This is a genomic window from Pseudomonas cyclaminis, from assembly GCF_015163715.1.
Classification (GTDB): Bacteria; Pseudomonadota; Gammaproteobacteria; order Pseudomonadales; family Pseudomonadaceae; genus Aquipseudomonas; species Aquipseudomonas cyclaminis.
Window position 1 is genome coordinate 1 of sequence record NZ_JADDUM010000198.1, and the last position, 26,597, is coordinate 26,597.

Consider the following 26,597-nt stretch of genomic DNA (forward strand, 5'->3'; position numbering starts at 1 on the left):
CCCCTCCCGCAAACGACCCCATGGAGGTGCTGACCGTGGTGCTCGCCGCGTGGGCCGAAAGATTAGCAATCGCGCTTCTGCCGCACGATTTAACTCATACGACAATGCGTGATGGCAGCGGGTTGGCCGCAATGCTGGAGTTGCTCAAGCAGATTTGCTGGAATCGCTGAGCGTTTGAACGAACACGAGAGCGCGGATCTCGCAGCCTTGTTGTTGACTGAAAACGGTGAGCGTACCGCGCTGCGCTGGAGTAACGACATCAACCTTTCGTTGGCCGACGCTGACTTGGTACTGATTGCGACTAACAGCGCCGATGACATCGCCGAAGGGGCCATCCTGTGTGACATCTCCCGACCCGCCAATGTCAGCCAGGATATCTCCAGTCGCCGGCCGGACGTGCTGGTGTTTGACGGTGGCATTATCGAAATGCCCGGAGAAGCGCGCTTGGGCTCACGTTACGGTATCCCGCAAGACCTCGCATACGCCTGCATGGCCGAAACCATGATGCTCGCCCTCGAAGGTATTTCCTGCCGCACGAGCCTTGCTCTGGACCTCAGCAATGATGACCTTGAATTGGTTCAATCGTTGTCCGTGCGCCACGGTTTCATGCTGGCTGGATTTCGCAGTTTTGATAAAGCCCTCGACCCCGATCAGTGGCGCAGATACGCCGAACGATTCAGCACCGCTACCGCTGTCGAAACCATCTAAGAGAGGATCCGAGTATGCCCGTATTGGAAAAAACCACCCTCATCAAGGGGCGTAGCTGTGCCGAGGTATTCGACTTCTGCATGGAAGGTGTGAACTTCCCGAAGATCTTCCCGGAGCGCGTTACCCCACTTGGAAACATAGATATTGCTGACCTGCGGATCGAGCAAGGGCGTCAATTCCGTTTCCGGCATTGGATGTTCGGGTTTATCCCTGCCAATTGGACCGTTGGCATCCGCGAAGTCAAAGACAACGAGTATTTCATTGATGAAATGATCAAGGGGCCCCTGAGTGCGTTCCGGCATGAGCATCGCGTTGAATCCGCTGCCGGGGGGACGCTTTATACCGATCGAGTGACTTATCACGCCATAGGCGGTGCGCTGTTTGAGTGGTTGTTTGTCGACGCCTATATGGACCGGATATTTGAAGCACGTCACCGCAACATGCAACAGCTTTTGGACCTCTCATGATTGCTGTCGAAGCAGTGGATACGGCAAAGCGGTTAAGGCAGTTTATCGACCTGCCTTTTCGTCTGTACGCCGACGACCAGCACTGGGTTGCGCCCTTACGCAGTGACATGAAACGGATATTGTCACCACGACATAACCCCTTCTTTCGCGAAGCGCAGATTGAGCATTTTCTGGCGCTGGATGACCAAGGTCAGGCCCAGGGTCGAGTCAGCGTATGTATTCACGCGGCATACAACCTGCGCTTTGGTCATGAGCACGTTTTTTCGGTTTTTTTGAAGTCGCGCCAGACCCCGCCGTCACGCGGGCATTATTCGAAGCGGTAGGGCAATGGGCGATAGCGCGTGGCAAATCAAGGTTACTGGGGCCTTACAGTTATACCTCGACACAGGATGCCGCGTTGCTACTCGAGAACATCGACGGCCGGCCTCCCACGCTGCTGCAAACCTATAACCCGCTTTGGTACGCCGACGCTCTCAAGCTGGCGGGTTTCGAGCTGGTTTTCACCTTCAGCACGTACGGGGTTGACGTGGAGCAGTACCGTGCGCGACGCAAGGCCAGCCGCAGTGAAAAAGTATTACCAGGTAGCCAGTTCAGTGTGCGCAGCGCTACGCGGACTGACTTGCGTTCGAATCTGGAGGAGATCCGCTGTTTGTTCAACAGTGCATTTGCCGAGAACTATGAGGTCGCGCCGATCTCCAAGGCCAGTTTCAAATTCCAGATCGATAGTGTGAAGACGTTTATCGATCTTGAAGGCATCAAGCTTATTGAACTGGACGGCCGGGCCTTTGAAGCTGCGCTGGTCAACCAGGACCGAGTCCTGGGAAGTGCCTATGCAGGCCTGGCTGTTGCCAGCGACACGATGGCGTTCGGCCGGCTGGGTATTGCCGCTACCTGTGTCGGTGGGTTATGGCGGTGTGTTCAGTTGATGATCCGCTATAGCACCCGACGTAGCCTGGGCGGTCACCCTCTTTGGGATCATGAGCATACTCAACGCGTGGTTGATGACGCGCTCTGTGCAGCGACTGCAATTGGTAATTGGGTCGATGACCTGGCGCTACGACTGGATCAGGGCTTACCTGACGCTCCCCCCGAGGTCCTGGCAGCGACGAAGTGGTTGGCCAGCGAGGTGCTCGGAGAGGTCAGTGATAGCGCGCTGCAGATGCTAGGGGCTCGCGGCTATTGCGATAATAATCCCATTGGACAACTCTGGCGCGACGCTCGTATTACGCGTTTATTCGAAGGGCCTTCGGAAACGCTGGCGGCATTCATCGGCCAGCGCGTGCAGCAACAACCCAGCACGGTCATCGCCTACCTTGACCAGACCGCCCATGGCGAAATTACCCGAGCACGAATCCTGGAGTGGACCGCCGAAGAGGTGTCCGCCTCGCGTTTATCTGCGGGTTCGCTCAGGTTGGGGGAATGTGCTGCCTGGTTGATGCTCTCGTCGCAACCGCTGGATGAATTCTGTCGCCGTTGGGTGGACTATCGACTGGAGAGGGCGCTGCACGCGTGGGAAAGAACACATTTACCTGTCAGAAAAATGAATTACTTAAGCGATTGGGCAACGATTGATGCAGGTCTTCAGGATTGCATCCAGCCCGGTGAAGAGCGCGAGATCGACCCGTTGCTTGCCTCACAGGTGAGCCTATGAAAGTACCGGCAGTCAAGGTCGGCCTTGCATTAGCGATACTGAGTAATGTCTGTTACGGCGACGCTCTCGACGCACTTGATGTCAACGGTCGTCTGGAAACCCGACAAGCGTTGACCCGCGAAGGCGAGTGGGGGCTCAACGAGTACTCCGCATTGTTGGGGGGGAGTTGGCAGGATGCATCGGGCTGGCGCTACAAGTTGCAAGTCAGGGTATTGCAGGAAAATAAACTGGACGGCGACTATCACGAAGTCGAACCCCGTGAACTCTTCGCTGAATACCAAGGCGAACGATGTACCTCCACGCTGGGTATACAACAAGTCGTCTGGGGCAGCGCTGACCGGCTCAGGGTTCTGGACGTGATCCATGCGTTTGACCGTCGCGAAGGCTATTTCGGCGACTATGTCGAGCAACGACGCCCATTGGCCATGCTCCAAAGTGAATGCTCGGTATTCCAGGATCAATCCTTACAGCTGCTGTTGATCCCCCAGACGCGTAAGGACCTCCTTCCCGATAGCGGTGCCCGTTTTGCTGAAACCAGGGTCAGCGATTATTTGGGCAATATCCCTCAGAACGAAGCGGATGGTCCGGATTGGCGTAAACCTTCCGACTGGACACCCGCCTTGCGTTGGAGCGGCAACGCCCATGGGGTGGACTACTCCCTGAATGGCTGGCACGGCTGGCAGACTGAAGAGACCTACTCCGCCCGGCTGACACCCGCTGGTCTGAGTTATCGAGAAGCACTGAAGCGTCGCACACTGCTTGGCGGCTCATTCGCGATGCCGATAGGACCGGTGGTATTCAAGGGTGAAGCGGCCTTCGTACCTGACGCCTATCGTTACTCCCAGGCACAAACCGGCATCGTTGAGCTGGAGAAGAACCGTCAGAAGCAATTGCTGCTGGGTATGGATTACTTGAGTGGGGACTGGTTCTTCGGCATGCAGTACTACAACGTCTGGAAGGAGGCAGTGGCGCGCGCCGTCGATCAGGATCGCACGCAAGTGATCAGCTTGGCGGTACGCCGCGAGCTGTGGCAGGGCCGGCTTTACCTCACCGCTTACGTTGCGAAGGACCTGCGCCTGGATGCGCAATATGCTTCTTTGGAAATGCGGTACGACATTGATGCCCACTGGCAGCTACGTACGGGTGTGGACATATTCGAGGGCAGTCAGCGTAGCTTCGGTTATTTTGACGAACAAAGCCGGTGGATCAACGCTGTGCGTTATTCCTTTTAGCGTGGACATGCGCTGCGTTAATGTGATTTTTGCGGGCGATGGCGACTCAGTCTAAGGGAGGACGTTTTGAGAATAGGGATGCATTTCCTTTACTAAAGACTCTCAGGGTCGCCGAAAAACATTTTGACTGGGCTCTAGGACGATATTTTCAGGCAGAAAAATATCAAATATGCCCCCAATTTTGCCCCCAGTTGCATGCGATGCACTCGCAATTGCGAGTGCACGCCCTGGCGGTGATGCTACGTGGGGCTTGATGGCTTTCGGTGGCGCAGCCCTTTTGAAATTGGCTGGTTCGCCCGCCTTACACATGCTCACTGGCTGCGAGTCTGCCGGTATCTACTGATGCATCTCCGTCACGGACATGGTGAACACCAACTTGGATCTGCCAGCGTTGGAATAGGAATGAGGTACATCGGTTTTCGCCACTGCCGAACTCCCCGCAGGGATGACCAACTCTGTTTCCCCTACCACGCATTTCAGCGTGCCTTTCTCCACATGAAACAGTTCAAGCGTGCCCTGAGGATGCCCCTGTGAAGCGAAAGATTCGCCTGGATGCATTTCCCAACGCCACAGCTCGATCATATTAGGGCCGGACGTTCCCGCCAGGAGGCGCGCCGTTCCTCCCAGGTCACCGGTCCAGAGCGTGGGGATGTCTTGGCTGTCGATGATATGGGCGGATGGGGCTTCGGTCACATTGACGATGTCTGCAACAGACAGTCCAAGCGCGGCGGCGATTTTGCAAAGGATGCCGATACTGGGGTTCGCCGTACATTTCTCTATTTCGACAACCATTCCTTTGCTCACGCCAGCACGGCGGGAAAGTTCATCCAGCGTGATCTTCTGTGTTTTGCGTGCCTGTTTAAGTGTGCGCGCAACGGCCAGGCTGACGGCATGAGCATCAGCGCCAGGGGTAGTCGACAGGCTGGTATTGGTGGTCATTGATGAAGGTCATGAGAAAAATGTGCTGGGATTCTCGGCCTTTATAAGTAGCTCCGTCAATCGGCTCAGCCGTTATAGTAGATGATAATGGTCATTATATTGACTTTATTGGTCGTCGCTGACTAGCATGAAATGACATTTAGGTTCCTGGAGGTTTTTGATGCTGTCCGTACTGCCGTTAATCGATCAAGCCGTTGCCGAGCTGGCGCCGGAGTTCAGGGCCCTGAGTATCGTGGTGGAAGCTGCACCACTGGCTCATCCTGAGGTGGCCCAGGCTGCGCTGGACCGTGCTTGCAAGGCTGTGCAGGAAGGTGGGCCAAGCTGGGGAGAAGGCCATCTGGCTGCATGGGCTGAGACCTTTCGAAAGTTTGGGGCCAAGCCGCAGCGCACACCTTGTTCAGCTGAAGCGCTGCGTAAACGAGTTTTACGTGACGGCAGCTTGCCTAGCCTGGATCCCATCGTCGATCTCTACAACGCAATCAGCATTGAGTACGCCATCCCGGTTGGCGGGGAAAACATTGAAGCCTATGTGGGCTCCCCACGGCTCGTAGTCGCTGATGGCACTGAGGCTTTTGACACGATGAAAGAGGGGGCTGCTGCCTTCGAGTATCCGGATGCCGGCGAGGTTGTCTGGCGCGATGACAAAGGCGTGACCTGCCGTCGCTGGAATTGGCGGCAAGGTGTCAGGACCCGTCTCGGTGCTGACGCGAGGAGCATGTGGTTCATTCTGGAGAGTCTGCCGGCGATGCCGCTTGAAGCCCTGACGGAAGCGGGGGACAAACTCATCGAAGGGTTGCAGCAAATGATGCCAGGCGTCCAGATCGAAAGCTCACTGATTGGTCCTGGGGCCAAATAGTCCATAGACCACTGCAAGGAGTGATGACGATGTTTACCGGTCTTAGTGCATTTCCTCTGACCCCTATGGATGAGCAGGGTGTGGACGAAAATGCTTTTACTTGTCTTGTGCAGCAATTGGTGGCAGCTAAAGTAGATTCCATCGGGGCTCTAGGATCCACCGGAAGCTATGCGTATCTTTCTCGAGCCGAACGTTCTCGAGTTGCTCAGTTGGCAGTAGAGGCCGCGGAGGACGTGCCTGTGATGGTGAGCATCGGCGCGCTGCGTACACGCGACGTTTTGCTGCTGGCTGAGGATGCGCAAGCCGTGGGGGTCAAAGCCTTGCTGCTGCCACCCGTGTCATATCAAAAACTGACTCAGGACGATGTGTTCTCGATGTACGAAATGGTTTCGGCCAACGTCTCAATCCCGCTATGTGTCTATGACAATCCTGGTACCACTCATTTCGAATTTACCGATGAGTTACACGGGCGTATTGCAGAGCTACCCAATGTCAGCTCAATCAAAATCCCTGGCGTCCCCGAGGCGCCACATCTGGCCAGGGAGCGTGTGGAGCGCCTGCGGAAATTGATTCCGAGTCACGTGACTATTGGAATAAGCGGCGATGCGTTTGCCGCTGTTGGAATGAATGCCGGCTGCGATGCCTGGTATTCGGTCATGGGCGGTTTGTTCCCCAATACGGCGCTCGCCATCACACGAGCAGCATTGTCAGGTGACGCCTTTGAGGCTATGCGCCTCTCCGAATCCTTGAAGCCGCTTTGGGCATTGTTCAGCCAATTTGGCGGTAGCTTTCGCGTGATAGCCACTGCAGCGGAGCTACGCGGCATTACTCACTCTCCGAGCGTGCCTTTGCCGCTTAGAACCATCGAAGGGGAAGGACGCAAGCAAATTGCAGCGGTGATAGACGCGCTCGAATTGAGCTGAGCACTGCGGTGAACACTCTGCCTCATCATGGTTGAGGAGGCAGAAATCCAACTGCCTACAGTTTCAAAAACGTTGTGAAATGATCTTGGTGTCCCTCCAGGATTTCCCTGGGTAGGATCGTGCTAACACTTCCTCGATGCTGCAGGCCATGAGAAAGCACATGAGCAAGGATTTGTTCTTTGGTCATGTTGCCGGGTTTGCCATCCTTGAAAATAAATTCCACCGGTTCAGACAGCTCCTTTGCAGTGACTGATTTCGTGTAATCGACAAACCATTGATTTGCCGCTGTGAAAGCCTCTTCCAACTGACGAATGTCTTGCCGCTGCTCAGTGACGACGTCGTCAAATTCCTCCGGTTTTCCCTGCAGTCTGGCGATGAATAGTTGGTCCACAATATTGATGTGCCTGAGCCAATAACAGGCCTTCTCCATTTCCACAGGAAACGACTGCGAAATGGGCGCTTTCAAGCACCTGAATAACACATCCTCAGACCATGCCTTGTACTGATAAAGCGAGTGCAGCAGATTCTTGGCACACATGGTGTTCTCCCATTTCTAAGCATTGTCGGCCCTCGCACATCCCATGGGCTTGGACAAAAGGGGGGTTCGTGTAACGGGAACGGAATACCGTTAGTGAGATATAATAGTCGATATATTGACTTTTATGGTCATTGGTATGAAGCTGGATCAAAGGCGATTAACGCTACCGCATTGAATTCCGCAGAAGCCCCAGCTTGCAGGCGGCCGGCTCGGAAATGGCTTGAGGGTGTCTTGGATCATGAAATACGTCAGCACACGGACCCCTGGTAGAACGTACGAATTCAGCGAGGTGCTGATGGGGGCGTACGCGCCTGACGGTGGTTTGTACGTGCCGCACAAGGTTCCCCGCTTCAAAAAGGAGGAGCTCTCAAAGCTCGAATGGTTGCCCTTCCATGAATTGGCTCGCTACGTAATCGAGCCCTTTCTGGGGGGATGGATCGAGCAGGATCTGTTGTCTCGGATGCTTGAGGAGATTTTTGATTGTTTTAAAAGCAACGCAGTGACACCGCTGTACCAGACCGCAAGTAACGAGTGGATACTCGAATTGTTTCATGGGCCGTCAGGCGTCTACCAAGACGTTGGCCTTCAGTTGATGTCTCGCTTTATCGATCATGATTTACTCAGGTCTGGTAAGAAGGCGCTGATTATAGGTTGTACAGGTGGAGATACTGGCGCCGCAGCAATAAAAGCATTTTCGGGAATGAAGGGCGTTACGTTGTTGGTATTGCATCCTTCCATGGGGTTAACGGCGGAGGATCGCATACGCTTACTGAGTACGCACGAAGATAATGTTGTGAATGTTGCGGTCGACGGAGACTATTCTGATTGTCATCGTTTGTGTGAGCAGTTCCTGAAACAAAGTAATAATGCACGGCAGCATCTTATTTCGTTCAACTCAGTGCATTGGGTTCGCGTACTTGCGCACCTCTCCTTCTATTTCTATTCTGCTCTTCAGCTCGGTGCGCCTAAAAGAGAGATTGCTTTCAGTGTCCCGACTGGAAATTTTGGCGCCCTGTACGCTGGTTATATTGCCAAGCAAATGGGACTGCCGATTCGACAGCTTATCGTTGCCACGAATACTAACGCCGGACTGCATAACTTTCTCCAATCAAATCTGTACAGTCGAAATGAAATTCGTGCTACCAAAATTCCCACGATGAATGTTTCATTAGCCTCTAATTTTGAGCGCCTACAGTGGAGCATTTTAAATCGATGCGGAGAAAAAGTAGCTCGTAATATGCAGTTGCTAGAAGGCGAGGGAACTATTCAGTTAGCGCAGGATGAATGGTTGGAGGCACGCAAACTGTTTGACTCACTGGCTGTGGACGATGCAGACGCATTCAGTTGTATTCATGAGGTCTTTGCAGAGAGTGGATATCTGGTCAGTCCCAATACCGCCATCGGCTTGCGCGCTGCACGTGTAAGCAGACGCAGCTTGATGATCCCCATGATTTGCCTGGCAACCACACATCCGTCGAAAGTTGGCACTGCAACCCAAAAGTCAGAGATTGTTGGCCACCTAAATACAATTGGTGTTCCTGTAGTTGCTGAACAAGACTGTACTTCAATTCCCAACGACGTCAGGTCGCTGATCTCACTGGTCAGGGCATTATCAAAAGACACGGAGTCTCACTCGTTATAAGTCCGGAGCCAGAGATGAAACGTGTTTTAGATAAAGTTGATGAAAAGATTTTGGAGGAGCTAACTCGCAATGCACGGTTGGCCCACAACGATATTGCCCTAAAAGTCAATTTGTCCAGGAACGCAGTCAGGCTGCGGATTGAGCGATTGGAGCGCGATGGGTATGTCCGAGGCTACACAATTATTAAAGGTATGCCTTCAGCTGATGCAGGACCCATTAATGCATTAATCTTCGTTTATCGTAAGGATCGTATGCGAGATTCAGAAGTTGTTCGTTCCGTTGGTGCAATGCCTGAAGTTATTTCCTGCAATGTGATGAGTGGCGACCTCGATATTGTACTGACGGTTCAGGCGATGAATGCAGATCGTATCCACAGGGTATGGAGTGAGATCTCGACGCTGCCGGGAGTCCTGAATACCGTAACGTCTTTTGTTCTGTCGAGCACAAAATAGCAAGTTGCGCTGTTGTACGAGCATTTTGCTCGCAACAACGTTCTGTTTGCCATATTCGTAAAGTTAAGTTGGCGGCTTACTATCTCAGCACCACAACATAACAATGAGAACCCTGTCGTGACTGAATACAAAATTGCGTTGCTTGGATTTGGTGGCGTTAACCGCGCGCTGACCCAGCTTATTGCCGATAAGAATTCGCGTTGGGCTGATGAATTAGGTTTTACCTTGAAGATTGTCGGTGTCAGTGACCTTTACCTCGGTTCGATCATTAACAAAGACGGCCTGGACGCTCGTGAATTGGCAGCAGTGCCTGCTGCTAAAGGCAGTTTCAGGACCCTGGCCGGCGGGACTGCTGAGCCGGCAAACGAAACCGTTATCCGCTTCTCTGGCGCCGATATTGTCGCTGAGGCAACGTTCACCAATCCTGTGGATGGTGAACCGGCTACGACCTTCTGCCGCTGGGCTCTGGAAAAGGGCGTCAGTGTCGTGACCACCAACAAAGGGCCCGTGGCGCTGCATGCACAAAGCTTGAAGACGCTGGCCGATAGCACCGGCGCCTGCTTTGAATTTGAAGGTTCTGTCATGAGTGGGACCCCGGTTATCCGTTTGGCCAAGGAGTCACTGGCAGGCTCGGAAATCACCGGCTTCAAGGGGATTCTCAACGGTACTTCAAACTTTGTCCTCTCCAGCATGGAGACGGGGTTGGACTTCTCCAGTGCTGTCGCAAAAGCGCAGGAACTGGGGTATGCCGAAGCTGACCCAACAGCGGATGTAGAAGGGCACGATGTGCGCTTGAAGGTTGTCATCCTCGCCAATGAACTGCTAGGCGCAAAACTCAAACCAAGCGACGTCCTGTGCAAAGGGATTTCTGAAATCACGGCCAAGGATATTGCCGAGGCGACGAAAGCAAATGCCCGCTGGAAGCTGATTGGCAGCGCAGAGAAACGGAGCGATGGTTCGATTTCAGCATCAGTGAGTCCGAAGCTCTTGCCGGCGAGCGACGCGCTCTCAGCCGTGAGCGGAGCCACCAACGCAATTACCTTCAACACGGCCATTCTCGGTCCCGTCACTGTAGTGGGTGCGGGGGCAGGTCGTTTTGAAACCGCATTTGCCTTGCTCGCCGACATCGTAAGCATCCACAACCACAAAACCACGTCAGGTAAGTAATCATGAATAGCTTGAGTCTCTCGCTCGCTGCTGATTATAAGGCCATTACGGTGCTCAGCCCGTTTGACGGCAGCAAAGTGGGTGAAGTGGCAGACATACCCGCATCATCCGCTACCACGATAGTTGACACCGCCATTTTAGGTGCCTTGATTGCCAAGGATCTGCCGCGCCATGAGCGTGCGCGTATCTTGGAAAAGGCCGCAAGCTCAGTCGAGCGTGACAAGGACTCCTTTGCCAAACTGATCGTCGCGGAGTCAGGAAAAACGCTGAAGCAGGCGCGAAAGGAGGTGTTGCGATGCGTCAATACCTTGAAGTTGTCCGCCGAAGAAGCCAAGCGCAATGCCGGTGAAGTCATTCCTTTTGACGCCTATGTCGGGTCTGAATCCCGTCAGGGCTGGTTCACCCGTGAACCGTTGGGCGTCATCGTTGCCATCACCCCTTACAACGACCCGCTTAACCTGGTCGCGCATAAATTGGGGCCTGCCATTGCAGGAGGAAATGCAGTTGTTCTCAAGCCGTCTGAGCTCACACCGCTATCAGCGATCAAGCTGGTGGAGTGCTTGATCGACGCGGGTCTGCCTCCGGTTGTTGCCACCGTCGCAACAGGCGGCGCCGCCCTGGGCAAGGCTCTTGTGGCCCACCGTGCGGTGCGCATGGTGTCTTTCACCGGCGGCTTTGTCACGGGTGAGCAGATCGCTCGTACAGCTGGCCTCAAGAAGCTAGCGATGGACCTTGGCGGTAATGCGCCGGTCATCGTGATGGCTGATTGTGATTTGGATGAAACCGTTGATTCATGCGTGTCGGGGGCTTTCTGGGCGGCCGGACAAAACTGCATCGGTACCCAACGGATCCTCATTGAGGCCTCACTCTATGAAGCCTTCAAAACGCGCTTTGTTGAACAGACCTCTAAGTTGATCGTCGGCAACCCTGCTGATGAGCAGACGGACGTAGGGCCGATGATTACCGAGGCGTCAGCCAAGCGTACCGAGGAAGTGGTCAATGACGCCATTGCCAAAGGCGCCACGTTGTTGTTTGGCAACACATGTAACGGCTCGCTCTATTCACCTACCGTGCTGGAAGGCGTCGACCGCCAATGCAAGTTGTGGTGCGAAGAAGTGTTCAGCCCGGTGGTCATCCTCCAGAGCGTCGCCTCCCTGGATGAAGCGTTAGCGCTGGCTAACGAGCCTGAATACAGCCTGCATGCTGGGATCTTCACCAGCAATCTAAAGGTTGCAATGACCGCCGCTAAACGACTGGAGGCGGGCGGGGTGATGATCAACGACTCTTCCGACTACCGCTTTGATGCAATGCCTTTCGGCGGTTTCAAGTACGGGAGCATGGGCCGCGAGGGCGTACGTTTTGCTTACGAAGATATGACGCAGCCCAAGGTCATTTGCATCAACGGTGTGAGTGGAAGCTAAACAATTCGCTCAACTCAAGAATGAATTACACAACAATAACGAGGAATCGACATGCGCCCCGATAAGCACAACCTTTCGACATTATCTGCAGCGACACTTGCTGTTCATGGCGGCAATGTCGCGGATGTCACCAGTGGCGCCGTCCGTACGCCATTGGTTATGGCGAACTCCTATCTCTTGCCGGAAGACCCCGCGACCATGGACTGGTCGAGCCCGGACGGGCTCGTGTACACACGCAATCAAGGCCACAACCAGGTTTGCCTTGAGAAAAAACTCGCAGCCCTTGAGGGTTGTGAAGACGCGGTGGTATTCGCGACCGGTGTTGCTGCCTTGCACTCGGTATTTTTTTCATTCTTGAAAAGTGGTGATCACGTCATCGTCAGTGACATCACCTACCAGGCAGTCTGGCGGCTTTTCGCCGAACTACTGCCTGAACGTTACGGCATTGAGGCAACCTTCGTAGACGTAGGTGACCTGGAATCGGTACGTAACGCCATTCGCCCCAATACCAAGCTGATCCACACTGAAACGATCGCCAACCCCACCACGAAAGTTGCAGACATTGCGGCATTGGCTGAGATTGCACACGCTCATGGCGCGCTGATCTCTGTGGATGCCACATTCACGCCGCCTCCATTTTTTCGTGCAAGTCAACACGGTGTCGACTTCGTCATTCACTCATTGACCAAGTACATCAATGGCCATGGTGATGCCATGGGCGGGGTAGTGATCGGCTCCAACCAGTTGATCAACAAGATCAAGAATGATGCCTTGGTTGACCTCGGCGCGACCATTTCGCCGTTCAACGCGTGGATGATCATGCGCGGCTCGGTCACGTTGCCTCTGCGCTTGAAGCAATTATTGAACTCGGCCGAAAAGTTGGCTCAGTTTCTGGATAGCGATGATCGGATTGCCTACGTCTACTACCCCGGTTTGCCCTCCCACCCGCAGCATGAGTTGGCGCGCCGGCAATTTGCGGGCAAGGGCTATGGTGCTGTGATGGCGTTTGCCGTAGAGGGTGATCCTGATACCCAGAATCGCTTTGTCTCGAACCTGCGCATCATCACGTCGGCCGTTTCATTAGGGCATGACGAATCACTGATCGTGCACGTAGGTGCAGAGGGTCGAGGTGGCTTTGACAAGTACCCCGAAGAGTTCCGCCAGTACGGTCATTTGCGGTTTTCTGTAGGGCTGGAAGACCCAGATGACTTGATCAAGGATATTGCGTTCGCGCTGGACGCAACATTCAAGTGATTTGAATACGGGCGCTATGTAACCAGGGTTTGGTCAACCCGTCTTTACCCCCGTCCTCGCGGGGGTCTTTTTAATAACGTTGACGTGTTAATTGCGCCTGGCGCAAACAGTCTTGGTGTTTTTTATTGATTGGGAGTTGCTCATGGCTTGGGTGAGTTTGATAGTTGCGGGGATATTTGAAGTTGTGTGGGCTTTTTCGATGAAGCAATCTGAAGGGTTTACGCGATTAGTGCCCACGGTCATTACATTTGTAACCGTGATTGCCAGTTTTGCGCTGTTGTCCTTCTCGATGAAGAGCTTGCCGCTGGGTACGGCATACACCATCTGGACGGGGATCGGCGCTGTGGGAGCTTTTGCTGCAGGTATTTTCTTCATGGGTGAACCCGCCACGCTGTTGCGTATCGTGGCCGCCGTATTGATTGTCAGTGGACTGTTAATGATGAAATTGGTGTCTGCTTGAAAGGCGAGCATTTTGCTCGTGATAACGTTCAATTTGCCATATTCGTAAAGTCGCCGTACTCAGGTAACGTTCAAGTCCAGACGCAGGTCTCGCTAAATAATAACGAGCGTCATGGTTAATGCTGTCGGATGTTTACTGCCCTTAATCCAACTACAATATCTAGGGATGTAATTATGATTTCGCTAAAGAAGCTATGTTTAGTAATGGGCTTGGCGTTGTGCACAAGTGCAGTGTCTGCCAAAGAATACTCCACCTTGCGTTTCGGCGTAGATGCCAATTACGCGCCGTTTGAGTCCAAGGCCGCCGATGGCAGCCTCAAGGGATTTGATATTGACTTGGGCAACGCGATTTGCGCCAAGCTTTCAGTCAAATGCATCTGGGTGGAAAGCGATTTTGATGGCCTGATTCCAGGCCTCAGGGCCGGCAAGTTCGACGGTATCCTGTCATCCATGACCGTGACGGCCACTCGTGAAAAAGCCATTGATTTTTCAAGCGAGCTTTTCTCCGGATTCACGTCCTATGTGTTCAAGAAGGGGTCGGACCTGAGCACGGATGTGGCATCACTCAAAGGCAAAACGGTTGGCTATTTTCAAGGCAGTATCCAGGAAGCTTACGCCAAGGCCGTGCTGGACAAAGCCGGGATAAAAATCCAGTCCTATCAGAACCAGGATCAGGTGTATTACGACCTGGTAGCGGGGCGGCTGGATGCATCCCTTCAGGATGCGCTTCAAGCCCAACTGGGTTTTATCAACTCCCCCCAGGGCGCTGACTACGAAATGAGCCCGTCGGTCGAGAGCCCTTATCTTCCCTCCAAAACAGCCATCGGCATCGCCAAGGGCAATACAGAGCTCAAGGCCTTGCTGGATAAAGCGATCCAGGCTCTTCACGACGATGGCACCTATGATTCGATCCAGAAGCAGCATTTTGGCGATCTGAATCTTTACAGCGGCAAATAACCACCCGGCGCTCGTCCGCTGGATGGGCGTTTTCGCTATAGGTTGTTGATCATGTTTGAACCATTATTAGGCGCATTGGGGCTCTCTGCATTCAGCTTGCAAGGCTTCGGCCCGCTGCTGCTCGAAGGCACCTGGATGACCGTCAAGCTGTCCCTGTGCTCTCTTTTGCTTAGCGTATTGCTCGGGTTGATGGGCGCCAGCGCTAAACTGTCCAGTCTCAAGCTGCTGCGTATGCCCGCGCAGCTCTACACCACACTGATTCGTGGGGTGCCGGATCTGGTGCTGATGCTGTTGATTTTCTACAGTCTGCAAACCTGGCTGACGGTCATCACAGTGGCATTGGGCTGGCAGTACATCGAAATCAATCCCTTCGTCGCAGGAATCATCACCCTTGGTTTTATCTACGGCGCCTATTTCACCGAAACTTTCCGCGGCGCCATGCTGGCCGTACCCCGTGGACAGGTCGAAGCCGCTACTGCCTATGGGTTAAGTCGCGCCCAGCGTTTTCGCTTTGTGGTATTCCCGCAAATGATGCGGTTTGCCCTCCCGGGGCTGGGTAATAACTGGATGGTAATTCTTAAAGCCACCGCATTGGTGTCGATCATCGGCCTGGCTGATTTGGTAAAGGCTGCCCAGGACGCAGGAAAAAGTACCTATCAATTGTTCTTTTTCCTGGTACTGGCTGCACTGACCTATCTGATCATCACCAGCATCTCCAACTTCGTCCTGCGCTGTCTGGAAAAACACTACGCCGCGGGTTTACGGGAGGCAGTGCGATGATCGAACTACTGCAGGAGTACTGGAGGTCATTCGTCTACAGCGATGGCCAGCAAATCACTGGTCTGGCCATGACACTATGGTTGCTCAGCGCATCGCTTTTCATCGGCTTTATCGTATCTATTCCATTGTCCATCGCACGCGTGTCCCCCAGGTTTTACGTGCGCTGGCCAGTGCAGTTTTATACCTACCTGTTCAGGGGGACACCGCTCTACATCCAACTGCTGATCTGCTACACCGGAATCTACAGCCTCGCCGCAATACGCGCTCAGCCTGTGTTGGACGCATTCTTTCGCGATGCAATGAACTGCACCATTCTTGCCTTCGCTCTGAACACGTGCGCTTACACCACCGAGATATTTGCCGGGGCCATTCGCAACATCGCTCATGGCGAAGTCGAGGCGGCAAAAGCGTATGGCCTCTCGGGATGGAAACTCTATGCGTTTGTGATCATGCCGTCAGCCTTGCGTCGCTCGCTGCCGTATTACAGCAACGAAGTGATCTTGATGCTGCACTCAACCACGGTGGCATTCACCGCCACGGTGCCGGACATTCTCAAAGTTGCCCGTGACGCGAACTCAGCGACCTTTTTAACCTTTCAATCGTTTGGGATTGCGGCACTGATTTACCTGGCGGTCACCTTTGCGTTGGTCGGAGTGTTCAGAATTGCCGAACGTCATTGGCTGGCCTTTTTAGGGCCGACTCACTGAGCCCTGTATCTGACAGGGCCGCTCCCAACCCGCTTAGAGGATGATTGCGAACATGTACAAATTGACGGTTGACGGACTACACAAGAGTTACGGTACCCATGAAGTACTCAAGGGTGTTTCCCTGCAGGCCAAAACGGGCGATGTCATTAGCCTGATCGGCGCGAGCGGTTCGGGAAAGAGTACGTTCCTGCGCTGTATCAATTTTCTCGAAACACCCAACGACGGTGCCATGAGTTTGGATGGCAAACCAATTTGCATGGTTAAAAATCATGCTGGATTACGTGTGGCGGATGACCGCGAGCTGCAACGACTGCGTACCCGCTTGGCCATGGTCTTCCAGCATTTCAACCTGTGGGGACACATGACCGTGTTGGAAAACATCACCATTGCCCCGCGTCGGGTGCTAGGCATCAGCAAAAAAGACGCAGAAGACCGTGCGCGGCGATACTTGGATAAAGTCGGCTTGCCTGCCCGTGTTGCCGATCAGTTCCCTGCATTTCTTTCCGGTGGTCAACAGCAGCGGGTAGCGATCGCCCGCGCCCTCGCCATGGAGCCCGAAGTCATGCTGTTCGACGAACCCACCTCGGCGCTTGACCCTGAGGTGGTGGGCGAGGTGCTCAAAGTCATCCAGGGGCTTGCTGAAGAGGGGCGCACCATGATCATGGTGACCCATGAAATGGGGTTTGCACGCAAAGTGTCGAACCAACTGCTGTTCCTTCATCAAGGACTGGTTGAAGAGCAGGGCGGACCTGAAATTCTGGATAACCCCAGAAGCGAGCGCCTGCAGCAGTTTCTGTCCAACGGGCTTAAGTGAAATGCTTTGGCTATGACCAGCGGAACAAAGAACCACGCGGCCCATGAGGGTTTGGGACGCATCGACGCGGCCATCGTCGACGTATTGCGCCGCAATGGGCGCATCACCTATAAAAAACTCGCCTCACTGGTGCACTTGAGCGAGAGCCCTTGTCAGCAACGCGTTCGCAAGCTGGAGAGGCTGGGCGTCATCCGCGGTTACGGGGCATTTATTGACGAGCGCAAGCTATTACCCGGTTTATCACTGGTGGTTCTAGTGACACTGGATGAGGGCAGGAGATGCAGCACGCAAAAGGTATTTGAGGCGCTTGTCAGTGCTTGCCCGCAAGTCATTGAGTGTCACTTGGTGAGTGGTGCGCTTGATTACTGCCTCCGAATACGCTGCCGGGATATGGAGCATTTCCGATCAATCACTGAATCATGGCTGGAGAGCACTGAACTGCACCTCGAGAAACTGGTGGCCTATCCACAGCTGGCCGTCATCAAGCCTTCATCGACGCACCTTGGTATCGAATAACAATTACAACACTTCACGCCTAGAGATAAACCATGATGATTGCGAACCTGAAGTTCAGTCATAAGGTATTGCTTGCAGCATCATTCGTTGTTGTCGCAGCGTTTTCGCTTTTTACGCTTTACAACGACTCGATTCAGCGCAAAACCATTCGCTCGAACCTTGAAAACCACCTAGAGGAAATGAGCAAGATCACGGCTGCAAGCGTTCAGTTCTGGCTCTCTGGGCGGGTACTTCTAATAGATCATGTTGCCCAGGAGGTTGCCAATGATCCCGCGTCGCAAAACATCACGCGGCTGCTGGAGCAGAGGTCGTTGCTATCGACGTTTACCTTCACTTATCTAGGCAGTCGTAACGGTAGTTTCGTCATCCGGCCAAAGGACGATCTACCTGCTGATTACGATCCTCGCACCCGGCCTTGGTATACCGACGCAATGGCTGCAGGAGGGACAACGCTGACTGAGCCTTACCTCGATGTGACGACAGGGCAACTGATGATGACCATTGCAACGCCGGTCAGTCAGGACGGCCAGCCGCTTGGAGTGGTAGGCGGGGATCTTACACTGGAGACGCTGGCGACCATTGTCAGCTCGCTCGACCTAGGTGGAATTGGCTATGCCTTTCTGGTCAACGCAGATGGCAGGGTGTTGGTTCATCCAGAAAAAGAACGGGTGATGAAGCAATTGAGCGATATTTACCCCCTGAACACGCCATCACTTAGCTCCCATATCAGCGAGACGGAGCAGGACGGAAAACCTCAAATTTTGATGTTCTCGCCGATCAAGGGACTGCCTTCGGTGAACTGGTATATCGGTTTGTCCATCGACAAAAGCAAAGCTTATGCGGCACTTGATGACTTTCGCACTTCCGCCATTTTGTCGATGGTTATTGCCGTTGCGACCACGCTGCTTTTGCTGGGCTTGCTTATTCGCGTACTGATGCGGCCCCTGAGGTTGATAGGTACAACCATGCGGGATATCGCCCAGGGAGAGGGCGACCTTACCCGCCGCTTGAGTGCGCATTCGAAAGATGAGTTCGGAGAACTGGCCGCAGACTTCAACCTTTTCGTGGAACGTATTCAGCACTCAATACGTGAAGTGTCTTCTGCTACCGAGCATGTCAATGAAGTGGCCAGGCGTGTAACGCAGACCTCTAGTGCGTCAATGTCGAACTCGGACGACCAGGCCAATCGCACCAACAGTATTGCGGCCGCGATTAACGAACTCGGCGCGGCGGCCCAGGAAATCGCGCGTAACGCAGGTGACGCTTCCCTTCAGGCCTCGGATGCCCGGTGCCAGGCTGAAGATGGCCGCGAGGTGGTGACCCAAACGATAAATGCCATGGGCGCGCTCTCTGGGAAAATCCGCACGTCATGCAGCAACATAGAGGCGCTGAATGGTAAGACCGAAAATATCGGTCGAATTCTTGAAGTCATCAAGGGCATTTCCGAACAGACCAACCTGCTGGCACTCAATGCCGCGATCGAGGCCGCGCGGGCGGGTGAAGCCGGGCGTGGGTTTGCTGTTGTAGCTGACGAAGTTCGCAGCCTGGCTTACCGCACGCAGACGTCAGCCCAAGAGATCCATACAATGATTGCAGAGCTTCAGATGGGCGCACGTGAGGCGGTACTCACCATGAACGAAAGCGAGCGCTACAGTAAGGACGGCGTGATTATCGCCAACCAGGCCGGTGAGCGGCTGGGCAGCGTCAGTCAGCGCATCGGCGAGATTGACGGAATCAACCAGTCGGTGGCGACAGCAACTGAAGAGCAAACTTCGGTCATCGGTTCACTGAACATCGACATCACCGAGATCAAAAACCTCAACCAGGAAGGGGTGGAAAACCTGCAGGCCACACTGCTTGCTTGTGACGATCTTGAACGACAAGCCACACGACTCAAGCAGCTGGTGGATGGCTTTCGAACTTAGGCCATCCCTACAAGAGCAGGCATTGAATCACGCGCGCGAGAACAGCAGCTTAAAACCTGCTGCGCCAAAGACCAACGCAAGGGTGCCTTCAATCCATCGGCGCGCCCTGCGATAACCCCGAATCATCGGTGCCGTGGAGAAAACGATCGCATAACCGCAGAAAATAGAAATGCTCAACACGGCACAGCCAGCCAGGATGATCATAACTGTTACAGGTGTCGCTTGTGGTCCCAGGCCGAGCGTCATCGTGGCGATCCAACCCAGTAATGCCTTTGGGTTGGTCAGGTGCATAAGCAAGCCCCGCCGGTAGAGGCCAAAACCCGAGATAGGCGGTGCTGCGCCCAGCGCTTTCTCAATTTTCTCGTCAGGTGTCAGGGCAGAACGTCCCGCTTTCAGGGCTAGGAACAGCAAGTATGCTCCGCCGACGATCTTGAGCACGAAGAGTGCCTCTGCGAACTGAAGCAGAATGGCCGAGACGCCTGTGGCGGCCATCGATCCCCAAAAAAAAGAACCACTGATCACTCCGGCTGCAAGCATCAGCGCAGGTTTTCTGCCTTGGTGCATGGCAACGCCCATGATCCGCATATTGCTGGGCCCCGGGCTTGCCGCTCCAACAATGTAGGCGGTAAAAACGAGTAGAAGGTGGTGGAAATCAAATGACATCAGTCGACCCTCGAGCTGCTTGTAATAGCTCGCAGCTTAAGTGTTCATAAGCTATTCGTCATTGGGTTCTTTAGCTGAATTTTCTGGCTTATTTGATTCTCATCTCGTGGGACTGGATCGCGCTCAATGGGATGTTTTCCATCGCCAACTTCCTGTAGTCCTACGCCGAGTTTGCCCCTGCCAATCCCGTCATCAGCGTGTGATTTTTCTAGATTTGGGCTGCTAGACCTTAGACTGGGAGCATCCTTTTCGAACCATCCAAAGCATGCCCTCAGATATGCCCCCAATGTAGCAATGCACTGGAGGTGGATGGATCTCCATGGTCCTTGAAAAGGCAGAAGTGATCGGATAAACAGCCCGCCATCCGGCCCCTAGAGACTCTCAGGGTCGCCAAAAAACATCTGAATCCGCGACCGCAGCCACCGCTCCCCCGGATCATTATCCTGCGAGCCGCGCCACGCCATGTGCAGTTCAAACGAACGCACCGGCAACGGTGGATCTTCGGCGCGCAAGCCGCCGGCCGATGTCAGCGCTTCAGCTGCATAATCAGGCACGGTGGCGAGGATATCGGTGCCCGCCAGCAAGGTACCCAGGCCGTTGAACTGTGGCACGGCCAGGACCACGTGGCGTTTGCGATCGAGCTTTTCCAACTCTTCATCGATAAACCCGCTCAAGTCCCCGGCAAATGACACCAGGGCATGGGGGCGGGCGCAGAAGTCGTCCAGGCTCAGGGAGCCGGGGACGCTGTCGGCGCGCAGCAGTTTGGGCAGGCTGCGGCGCAATACTTTGCGCTTGGCGTTGGCGGGCAGGTCGGCGGTGTAGCTGACGCCAATGGAGATTTCGCCGGAAGCCAGCAGGCCTGGCATCAGGATGTAATTCACGCGACGCACCACCAGTACAATGCCAGGGGCTTCGGCGCGCAGGCGTTTGAGCAGTTGGGGCAGCAGGGCGAATTCAACATCATCGGACAGGCCGATACGGAACACGGCGGTGCTGGTTGCCGGATCGAACTCGGCGGCGCGGCTGACGGCGGTGGAAATCGAGTCCAGGGCCGGGGAGAGCAGGGCGAAGATTTCCACCGCACGGGCCGAGGGCTCCATGCTGCGACCGGTGCGTACAAACAGCGGGTCGTCAAACAGCCCGCGCAGGCGCGACAATGCCGCGCTGATGGCCGGCTGGCCGAGGAATAGCTTCTCGGCGGCGCGGGTCACACTGCGCTCGTGCATCAAGGTTTCGAATACGATCAAGAGGTTAAGGTCGACACGACGCAGGTCGTTACGGTTCATCTTGTGTCCTGGAAGAGTCAGCTGACTTGACGAGAGCGGCCACATAGAAACGATGACCAGCATTAATCTTACGGGGAAAGGCTGGTACTCTGCACAGGATAATTGACTTTTCCTACGATGGTTGAGGTCTATTCCTTATACGTGGAATCAATGACAGGCATGTCGACTATTAATGGCGACCTGTGGTCTTACCCGCAAAGCCCAGATAAAGTTCATGGCATTAGAGGTTACTTTGACGAGGTTTGCGATGTCCCGCACGATCCGTTTTCACAAGTTTGGTCCGGCCGAGGTGCTCAAATGCGAAGAGCATGCAGCCGCGCAGCCCGCACCGGGCGAAGTGCAGGTGCGTGTCGAGGCGATTGGCATCAGTTGGTATGACATTTTGTGGCGCCAGAACCTGGCATCGTCCCATGCCCGTCTTCCATCAGGCCTGGGTCATGAGATGGCCGGTGTGGTGGTCGCCCTTGGCGAGGGCGTAGATGACTTGGCAGTAGGCGATAAAGTGGCCAGTTTTCCGGCCGAGAGCCCCAATGATTATCCTGTGTATGGCGAGCAGATCGTCCTGCCCCGTTCGGCCCTGACCCGCTATCCGGACGTCTTGAGCCCTATCGAAGCCAGTGTGCACTACACGCCGCTGTTGATTGCTTACTTTGCCTATATGGATCTGGCCCGGGTGAAACCTGGACAATTCGCTCTGGTCACCGACGCGAGTCACTGCGCCGGCCCGTCCTTTGTACAACTGGGCAAGGCCTTGGGTGTACGGGTGATTGCCGCGACCAAGGATAGCGCCGAGCGTGACTATCTGTTGTCCCTTGGGGCAGAGAAGGTGATCGCCACCGAAGAGCAGGACTTGCTGATGCAAATCAACAAGTTCACCGACAACCGCGGCGTCGATGTGGTTTTCGATGGTTTGGGCGGCCCGCAGATGTCCTTGCTCGGCGACGTGCTGGCCCCCCGAGGCAGCCTGGTGCTGTATGGCTTGCAGGGCGGAAACCAGACGCCGTTCCCAGCTTGTGCGGCGTTTCAGAAGAATATTCAGTTCTTCGTGCACTGCATCGGTAATTTCACCGGTAAACCGGAACTGGGCATCATCCAGGACCAGGTGGCGTTGCAGCGTGCATTGCGTGATATCAACCAACTGACCGCCGACCGTGTGCTGGTGCCGTTGAAAACCACGGTGTTCCCGTTCAATCAGTTCGTGGAGGCCCACCGTTATATGGACGAATGCCCGTGCCGCGAGCGTGTTGCGTTGCAGGTTGCGGCTGTTTGAGCTGTAGGAGTATTCGTAAATGAATGCTCCGGCGCCTGAATGGAGGGGGCAAATGCGCCATTTCACAGGGCTTAAGCCGCCCGCCCCGGAAGGTGCCGACCTGGCACTTTAGCCCTTCAAATCCTGACGTTTCTCCCTGACGCCGCCCTGAATCCCAGCGCGGCGTCTTTGTATGCGTGCCGTTTACGCGCCAGCGCTCGCACATCTGCACTGGTTTTCGGCCAGCTTCTGTATCTATTAATCATTATTCCAACGCTGATAATTGCGCCTTCACTTTCATCTCAAGGATTGAGCAATGATTGAATCAAATAGTTATTCGAATTATGAGCGCGGCGAACACACGAACTCCGCACGGCAGGTACTTTCATACAAGGTGCCGGCTTGCAAAAAGGGAAAGTTGCATGGTTCTGGTTTGTCGGACACTTCTTTAAAAGGCTGGTTAAAAATGCGTAGGAGCTTGTCGGAAGAGTCCTAAGGGTGGCGTTTTTACCATGGTAATTCCTTTAAATTCATTGGGTTGTGTGGCCTTGGTGTTGAGGTTTGCGCCCAGGGGAATCCATGTCGTTTTGTTGCGCGGTGCTAGTGTTTATCCATCGACGCACAATGCGGTGCGCGATTTTCCTACACACAAAATAGGTCGAGCAAACACGGTCAGTAGTTGCTCGAAACTGATATTTCAACTCGGGTAGTAGAACTATGAGCACTATTCACGAACAGGCTATGAATCATGTTTACCAGCAAGTTCTGCAACGTTTGATTGGGCACTTTAATCGCGCCGGGCGCACCGCCCTCCAGTTATTGGTCCAACGGATCGTTGTGGCGGCAGGGGGCATGGAGCAGGTGGGGGATTTCAAGGTGCTGGTGGCCCACGGTGGCGGCGAAGTCAGCAGCTATACCTTGGCGTTGCTGCGTGCCGCCCAATTGACCATTGCCGGCCGGGCGCCGCGCACCTTCCAACTTAGGGTCGCGACGTTGCGGCACGCAGGCATGACTGAAGGGCACCTCGACACGCTCAATCGCGGCTATGGCCGCTTGTTTCTGCACGACGATCCGCGCGTCGAGTTGCTGGTGGTGGAAAACTGCGAAGTACAGCCCTTCAATCACCAGCGCCCCGCCTCGGCGGTCGGGCGTGAGGTGGGCCAACGCAACAGGTTGATGGTGGGCCACCTGAGCGCCGGGGACTGCCGCGCCACACTGTGCAACGACACTTACCTGGCGATGGGTGACTTTTACCAGCGCGTCACCACCTGCAATGGCGGCGTCCATGCACTGGTCAGTGGTGACTCCCCGCGCAAACAAGGTCAGTTTCTCGCCTGGCTCAAGAAAACCGCCCAGAACGCAGGCCTCACGGTGCCAAAGGGCTATCCACCCTCGCTCAACGCGTTGTTCGCGTGCATGGACGAGTGGAGCAACGGCTATTACCGTGATCTGTTCGGGGAGCATTACGTGGCGAGCGATAACCCGAGCAAGGTGGGGCATCGTCACCTGGCCTACATCGGCATCGCCGATCTACTGGAGGATGTCGACCTCATGTCGACAACCTTGTTGACCGAGTTCATGGCCTATACGCCGGACCCGTTGGGCTTTCACTTCAGCCATCCGGCTTATTCCAACCCGCTGCTGATGGCCCATCTGCGTGGCTTGCAGGCCGAGTGCCTACGTGACCTGGGGTATGAAGAAGGGGTGCAAGACTTTGTGCAGCAAGCCGCTTCTTACATGCGGCGCCTGCGCATGCCCGATGATGTGCTCGCGGAGGTCGGGACCCGTGAAGGCCGGATTTTGTCGGCTACTCACGCACAACGGTTCTTTGGCCTGGATGAAACGCAACTGACTTGCCTGTTGTTTTCACCCTTTCTTCATCACGGCGAGCGACTGGAAGGTTATTTGCGCCAATGCCATCCGGGCATGCTGGTGGCGCTGCCCGAATTGCACAAAGTTCTCCAGGGCAAACCCTGCGCCGAAATGCTGCAACAGTGGGTCACGGATACCAGTGGCTTGCCCCTGCCCTTGTTGCAGCACCTGTACCGCAAGCGGCCGCAGGTCGGTGTCAACCACAAGCGTCAGGTCGCAGGGGCCCATGGTGCTGACCAGACCGTGCAATTGTCCGAGCAATGACACCGCGTTCGGAGCGTCAAGTGGACTTCGCGTATCAGGCGGTCTATCGCTACATGATCAGCCTGATCAACGAAGTCAGTACCGACACCCGGGTGAAACTGCCGTCATTGCGGCAGTTGGCGGTGCGCCTGAACGTGTCGATTTCAACGATCCAGTACGCCTACGCGCTGCTGGAGAAGGAGGGCAGGGTCTATTCAGTGGCCAAGTCGGGGTACTACGCGTGGCCAAAGTCGATAAACCCTTTGGCATGGAGCGGTGGGGACCTGCTCGACCGCCTCTACGCGGCGGCCCGGCGCCCCGGCATGGTGGTGCTCAGTAGCGACGAGCCGGCGTTGCTGGGCTCTCTGGATGAAACGTTGCTGAGACTGGAACGTGAGCTTGTGCGCCAGCATCCATCGCATCTGCAGCCGTGGTCCCAGCCTTGCGGTGTGTGGGAATTGCGGGCGGCGCTGGCGGCCCGGTATACCTCGTCGCCAACGCACTGCTGGCATGCTGACGACGTGTATATCGGTGCCGACTTGCGCGGCGTGCTCGACATTCTGATCGAAGTGCTGGGCCTGCGCGGCACCACCGTGATTGTGGAGTCGCCCTGCGACTGGCTGATCCTGCGCCTGTTGCAGGACGCCGGGGTGCACATCATCGAACTTCCCTGGACGCCGGAGGGCGGCCTGGATCGCGCCGCACTGGGAAGGCTGCTGCGTGAAGAGGCGGTGCATCTGGTGTTGTTCTCCTCTACGGTCAGCCTGCCCTCCGGCGTGGCGATGTCGGTCGACGATCGGCTGGACGCGGCCCAGTTGCTGGGCCAGTACGGGTGCTGGTTGCTGGAAAACGACACCTTTGGTGAGCTGGGTTTCGGCGCGCCGCAGACGGCATTGCGTGAACGAGTGAACCCTGAGCGATTGATCGTGTTTTCTTCATTCGAGAACACACTTGGCTCGGAGGCGTCTTACGGTTATTTACTGTCCCGACGCATGAGCAATGAATTGCAGCGCCAGTTCCTGCTGCGCTCGTTCCGCTTATCGTCGATCCGCCAGCGTGCGATTGCGCGCCTGTACCAGAACGGACGGATTGATCAGCATCTGTGCACACTGCGCCAACAGCTGAGCGCGCAAGCAGCACAGATGAGTCAGCGCCTGCAGCATTACCTGGGCGACCAAGTGACCTGTCGCATGCCGAGCGCAGGTGCGGCATGCTGGCTGGAGTCCACCCGTGCGGTGGACATGCGCCAAGTGTTCCAGCGTCTGCTGGCGCAGCAAGTGGTCATTGCACCGGGCGAGCTGTTCAGTGTCAGCGGGTTGCACCATCAGAACTTGCGCTTGAGCCATGCTTTTCGTGGGCAAGCCAACATGGATGTTGCCCTGGCGGCGTTGAGTGACGCACTGCGGCAAGCGCAGACTGCGTGAAGTTTCTCTTGCGGTTGTAGGATCGATACCGTCGCGCCGTAGTCCAACTCTCAGTAAACTGCCATTTTTCCACATCCTTCTTTCCGAGGTTCATGCATGACAATCAGTCCTTTTGCGGGCAAACCGGCGCCAGCCCAGTTGCTGGTGGATATCCCGCGACTGGTGACGGCCTATTACACCGGCCAGCCTGATGCAGCGATCTCCACCCAACGTGTGGCCTTTGGTACTTCCGGTCACCGTGGCAGCTCCTTCGAACTGAGCTTCAACGAATGGCACGTCCTCGCCATCAGCCAGGCCATCTGCCTGTACCGTGAAGCCCAAGGCATCAACGGCCCTCTGTTTGTCGGCCTGGACACCCACGCACTGTCGACCCCAGCCGGCGCCAGTGCCCTGGAAGTGCTGGCGGCCAACGGCGTCCACGTAATGCTGGCTGAAGGCGACGAATACACGCC

General features: G+C 55.1%; 26 protein-coding genes and 2 pseudogenes. 24 read left to right on the forward strand and 4 right to left on the reverse strand.

Annotated features, from left to right (window positions below; all coding sequences use genetic code 11):
- Positions 1–174: 174 nt before the first annotated feature.
- From IQK56_RS22970 to IQK56_RS22990, 5 genes are all read left to right on the forward strand, one after another.
- A complete protein-coding gene (locus IQK56_RS22970; protein ID WP_193862851.1) occupies positions 175–708 on the forward strand; it encodes a hypothetical protein in 534 nt (177 codons plus the stop codon).
- A 14-nt stretch (positions 709–722) separates the two neighbouring features.
- Positions 723–1,175 carry an SRPBCC family protein gene (locus IQK56_RS22975; protein ID WP_060742444.1) on the forward strand — a complete coding sequence of 151 codons (453 nt, stop codon included), beginning with the start codon at positions 723–725 and terminating at the stop codon, positions 1,173–1,175.
- Positions 1,172–1,498, forward strand: coding sequence for a hypothetical protein (locus IQK56_RS22980; protein ID WP_193862849.1), 327 nt, complete (start codon positions 1,172–1,174; stop codon positions 1,496–1,498). The genes IQK56_RS22975 and IQK56_RS22980 overlap by 4 nt, the downstream gene beginning before the upstream one ends.
- A gap of 74 nt (positions 1,499–1,572) precedes the next feature.
- A complete protein-coding gene (locus tag IQK56_RS22985; protein WP_193862847.1) occupies positions 1,573–2,826 on the forward strand; it encodes an acyl-CoA dehydrogenase family protein in 1,254 nt (417 codons plus the stop codon).
- A complete protein-coding gene (locus tag IQK56_RS22990) occupies positions 2,823–4,058 on the forward strand; it encodes a DUF1302 family protein (protein WP_193862846.1) in 1,236 nt (411 codons plus the stop codon). Before IQK56_RS22985 ends, IQK56_RS22990 begins: the two co-directional genes overlap by 4 nt.
- A gap of 336 nt (positions 4,059–4,394) precedes the next feature.
- On the opposite strand, the gene IQK56_RS22995 is transcribed toward IQK56_RS22990, so the two are convergent.
- Complete coding sequence (locus tag IQK56_RS22995; protein WP_027616434.1) at positions 4,395–4,997, reverse strand: XRE family transcriptional regulator; 603 nt, start codon at positions 4,995–4,997, stop codon at positions 4,395–4,397.
- Between the two features lie 160 nt (positions 4,998–5,157).
- Between IQK56_RS22995 and IQK56_RS23000 the strand changes: the two genes are divergently transcribed.
- Both IQK56_RS23000 and IQK56_RS23005 read left to right on the forward strand, forming a co-directional pair.
- Positions 5,158–5,853: a B3/B4 domain-containing protein gene (locus IQK56_RS23000; RefSeq protein ID WP_027616435.1), complete on the forward strand. Its 696-nt coding sequence runs from the start codon at positions 5,158–5,160 to the stop codon at positions 5,851–5,853.
- 29 nt (positions 5,854–5,882) lie between these two features.
- Positions 5,883–6,776 (forward strand): dihydrodipicolinate synthase family protein, encoded by an 894-nt coding sequence (locus IQK56_RS23005; protein WP_027616436.1) that lies wholly within the window; start codon positions 5,883–5,885, stop codon positions 6,774–6,776.
- A 55-nt stretch (positions 6,777–6,831) separates the two neighbouring features.
- On the opposite strand, the gene IQK56_RS23010 is transcribed toward IQK56_RS23005, so the two are convergent.
- Positions 6,832–7,314, reverse strand: coding sequence for a DinB family protein (locus IQK56_RS23010; protein WP_027616437.1), 483 nt, complete (start codon positions 7,312–7,314; stop codon positions 6,832–6,834).
- Positions 7,315–7,552: 238 nt separating this feature from the next.
- Between IQK56_RS23010 and thrC the strand changes: the two genes are divergently transcribed.
- From thrC to IQK56_RS31835, 13 genes and pseudogenes are all read left to right on the forward strand, one after another.
- On the forward strand, positions 7,553–8,956 hold the full coding sequence (thrC, locus tag IQK56_RS23015; RefSeq protein ID WP_027616438.1) for a threonine synthase: 1,404 nt from the start codon (positions 7,553–7,555) through the stop codon (positions 8,954–8,956).
- 14 nt (positions 8,957–8,970) lie between these two features.
- Entirely contained in the window at positions 8,971–9,408 is a 438-nt protein-coding gene (locus tag IQK56_RS23020) for an Lrp/AsnC family transcriptional regulator (RefSeq protein WP_027606629.1), read from the forward strand.
- 117 nt (positions 9,409–9,525) lie between these two features.
- The gene (locus IQK56_RS23025) at positions 9,526–10,575 is read left to right on the forward strand and encodes a homoserine dehydrogenase (RefSeq protein WP_122675015.1); all 1,050 of its coding nucleotides are present in this window, start codon (positions 9,526–9,528) and stop codon (positions 10,573–10,575) included.
- Positions 10,576–10,577: 2 nt separating this feature from the next.
- Entirely contained in the window at positions 10,578–11,996 is a 1,419-nt protein-coding gene (locus tag IQK56_RS23030) for an aldehyde dehydrogenase family protein (protein WP_150759968.1), read from the forward strand.
- A gap of 51 nt (positions 11,997–12,047) precedes the next feature.
- Positions 12,048–13,250 carry a trans-sulfuration enzyme family protein gene (locus tag IQK56_RS23035; protein WP_191632484.1) on the forward strand — a complete coding sequence of 401 codons (1,203 nt, stop codon included), beginning with the start codon at positions 12,048–12,050 and terminating at the stop codon, positions 13,248–13,250.
- 142 nt (positions 13,251–13,392) lie between these two features.
- A complete protein-coding gene (locus IQK56_RS23040; protein ID WP_122675166.1) occupies positions 13,393–13,710 on the forward strand; it encodes a DMT family transporter in 318 nt (105 codons plus the stop codon).
- A 173-nt stretch (positions 13,711–13,883) separates the two neighbouring features.
- A complete protein-coding gene (locus IQK56_RS23045) occupies positions 13,884–14,666 on the forward strand; it encodes a transporter substrate-binding domain-containing protein (protein ID WP_027616443.1) in 783 nt (260 codons plus the stop codon).
- Between the two features lie 51 nt (positions 14,667–14,717).
- On the forward strand, positions 14,718–15,446 hold the full coding sequence (locus IQK56_RS23050; protein WP_027616444.1) for an ABC transporter permease: 729 nt from the start codon (positions 14,718–14,720) through the stop codon (positions 15,444–15,446).
- Entirely contained in the window at positions 15,443–16,153 is a 711-nt protein-coding gene (locus IQK56_RS23055) for an ABC transporter permease (RefSeq protein WP_027616445.1), read from the forward strand. The genes IQK56_RS23050 and IQK56_RS23055 overlap by 4 nt, the downstream gene beginning before the upstream one ends.
- 52 nt (positions 16,154–16,205) lie before the next feature.
- Positions 16,206–16,967: an ABC transporter ATP-binding protein gene (locus IQK56_RS23060; RefSeq protein WP_027616446.1), complete on the forward strand. Its 762-nt coding sequence runs from the start codon at positions 16,206–16,208 to the stop codon at positions 16,965–16,967.
- A 12-nt stretch (positions 16,968–16,979) separates the two neighbouring features.
- The gene (locus IQK56_RS23065; protein WP_051550466.1) at positions 16,980–17,483 is read left to right on the forward strand and encodes an Lrp/AsnC family transcriptional regulator; all 504 of its coding nucleotides are present in this window, start codon (positions 16,980–16,982) and stop codon (positions 17,481–17,483) included.
- A gap of 35 nt (positions 17,484–17,518) precedes the next feature.
- A pseudogene (locus IQK56_RS31830) lies at positions 17,519–18,550 on the forward strand (cache domain-containing protein); the annotation flags it as partial.
- Between the two features lie 93 nt (positions 18,551–18,643).
- Positions 18,644–19,408: a methyl-accepting chemotaxis protein gene (locus IQK56_RS31835; RefSeq protein WP_373682479.1), complete on the forward strand. Its 765-nt coding sequence runs from the start codon at positions 18,644–18,646 to the stop codon at positions 19,406–19,408.
- Positions 19,409–19,435: 27 nt separating this feature from the next.
- On the opposite strand, the gene IQK56_RS23075 is transcribed toward IQK56_RS31835, so the two are convergent.
- On the reverse strand, positions 19,436–20,071 hold the full coding sequence (locus IQK56_RS23075; protein ID WP_027616449.1) for a LysE family translocator: 636 nt from the start codon (positions 20,069–20,071) through the stop codon (positions 19,436–19,438).
- 371 nt (positions 20,072–20,442) lie between these two features.
- On the reverse strand, positions 20,443–21,357 hold the full coding sequence (locus IQK56_RS23080) for a LysR family transcriptional regulator (protein WP_010210548.1): 915 nt from the start codon (positions 21,355–21,357) through the stop codon (positions 20,443–20,445).
- 247 nt (positions 21,358–21,604) lie between these two features.
- On the opposite strand from IQK56_RS23080, the gene IQK56_RS23085 reads away from it, so the two are divergent.
- The 4 genes and pseudogenes from IQK56_RS23085 to IQK56_RS23100 form a co-directional block, all read left to right on the forward strand.
- The gene (locus tag IQK56_RS23085; protein ID WP_122305648.1) at positions 21,605–22,627 is read left to right on the forward strand and encodes a zinc-dependent alcohol dehydrogenase family protein; all 1,023 of its coding nucleotides are present in this window, start codon (positions 21,605–21,607) and stop codon (positions 22,625–22,627) included.
- Positions 22,628–23,323: 696 nt separating this feature from the next.
- Complete coding sequence (locus IQK56_RS23090) at positions 23,324–24,742, forward strand: hypothetical protein (RefSeq protein WP_193862844.1); 1,419 nt, start codon at positions 23,324–23,326, stop codon at positions 24,740–24,742.
- Positions 24,739–26,145, forward strand: coding sequence for an aminotransferase-like domain-containing protein (locus IQK56_RS23095; protein WP_193862842.1), 1,407 nt, complete (start codon positions 24,739–24,741; stop codon positions 26,143–26,145). Before IQK56_RS23090 ends, IQK56_RS23095 begins: the two co-directional genes overlap by 4 nt.
- A 96-nt stretch (positions 26,146–26,241) precedes the next feature.
- Positions 26,242–26,597, forward strand: a pseudogene (locus IQK56_RS23100) (alpha-D-glucose phosphate-specific phosphoglucomutase); the annotation flags it as partial.

Bases quoted from the DNA above. Each gene is read 5' to 3' on its own strand.
- IQK56_RS22975 (WP_060742444.1), top strand. From the start codon at position 723: ATGCCCGTATTGGAAAAAACCACCCTCATCAAGGGGCGTAGCTGTGCC.
- IQK56_RS22980 (WP_193862849.1), top strand. From the start codon at position 1,172: ATGATTGCTGTCGAAGCAGTGGATACGGCAAAGCGGTTAAGGCAGTTT.
- IQK56_RS22990 (WP_193862846.1), top strand. From the start codon at position 2,823: ATGAAAGTACCGGCAGTCAAGGTCGGCCTTGCATTAGCGATACTGAGT.
- IQK56_RS22995 (WP_027616434.1), bottom strand. From the start codon at position 4,997: ATGACCACCAATACCAGCCTGTCGACTACCCCTGGCGCTGATGCTCAT.
- IQK56_RS23000 (WP_027616435.1), top strand. From the start codon at position 5,158: ATGCTGTCCGTACTGCCGTTAATCGATCAAGCCGTTGCCGAGCTGGCG.
- IQK56_RS23005 (WP_027616436.1), top strand. From the start codon at position 5,883: ATGTTTACCGGTCTTAGTGCATTTCCTCTGACCCCTATGGATGAGCAG.
- IQK56_RS23010 (WP_027616437.1), bottom strand. From the start codon at position 7,314: ATGTGTGCCAAGAATCTGCTGCACTCGCTTTATCAGTACAAGGCATGG.
- thrC (WP_027616438.1), top strand. From the start codon at position 7,553: ATGAAATACGTCAGCACACGGACCCCTGGTAGAACGTACGAATTCAGC.
- IQK56_RS23020 (WP_027606629.1), top strand. From the start codon at position 8,971: ATGAAACGTGTTTTAGATAAAGTTGATGAAAAGATTTTGGAGGAGCTA.
- IQK56_RS23030 (WP_150759968.1), top strand. From the start codon at position 10,578: ATGAATAGCTTGAGTCTCTCGCTCGCTGCTGATTATAAGGCCATTACG.
- IQK56_RS23035 (WP_191632484.1), top strand. From the start codon at position 12,048: ATGCGCCCCGATAAGCACAACCTTTCGACATTATCTGCAGCGACACTT.
- IQK56_RS23040 (WP_122675166.1), top strand. From the start codon at position 13,393: ATGGCTTGGGTGAGTTTGATAGTTGCGGGGATATTTGAAGTTGTGTGG.
- IQK56_RS23045 (WP_027616443.1), top strand. From the start codon at position 13,884: ATGATTTCGCTAAAGAAGCTATGTTTAGTAATGGGCTTGGCGTTGTGC.
- IQK56_RS23050 (WP_027616444.1), top strand. From the start codon at position 14,718: ATGTTTGAACCATTATTAGGCGCATTGGGGCTCTCTGCATTCAGCTTG.
- IQK56_RS23055 (WP_027616445.1), top strand. From the start codon at position 15,443: ATGATCGAACTACTGCAGGAGTACTGGAGGTCATTCGTCTACAGCGAT.
- IQK56_RS23060 (WP_027616446.1), top strand. From the start codon at position 16,206: ATGTACAAATTGACGGTTGACGGACTACACAAGAGTTACGGTACCCAT.
- IQK56_RS23065 (WP_051550466.1), top strand. From the start codon at position 16,980: ATGACCAGCGGAACAAAGAACCACGCGGCCCATGAGGGTTTGGGACGC.
- IQK56_RS31835 (WP_373682479.1), top strand. From the start codon at position 18,644: ATGTCGAACTCGGACGACCAGGCCAATCGCACCAACAGTATTGCGGCC.
- IQK56_RS23075 (WP_027616449.1), bottom strand. From the start codon at position 20,071: ATGTCATTTGATTTCCACCACCTTCTACTCGTTTTTACCGCCTACATT.
- IQK56_RS23080 (WP_010210548.1), bottom strand. From the start codon at position 21,357: ATGAACCGTAACGACCTGCGTCGTGTCGACCTTAACCTCTTGATCGTA.
- IQK56_RS23085 (WP_122305648.1), top strand. From the start codon at position 21,605: ATGTCCCGCACGATCCGTTTTCACAAGTTTGGTCCGGCCGAGGTGCTC.
- IQK56_RS23090 (WP_193862844.1), top strand. From the start codon at position 23,324: ATGAGCACTATTCACGAACAGGCTATGAATCATGTTTACCAGCAAGTT.
- IQK56_RS23095 (WP_193862842.1), top strand. From the start codon at position 24,739: ATGACACCGCGTTCGGAGCGTCAAGTGGACTTCGCGTATCAGGCGGTC.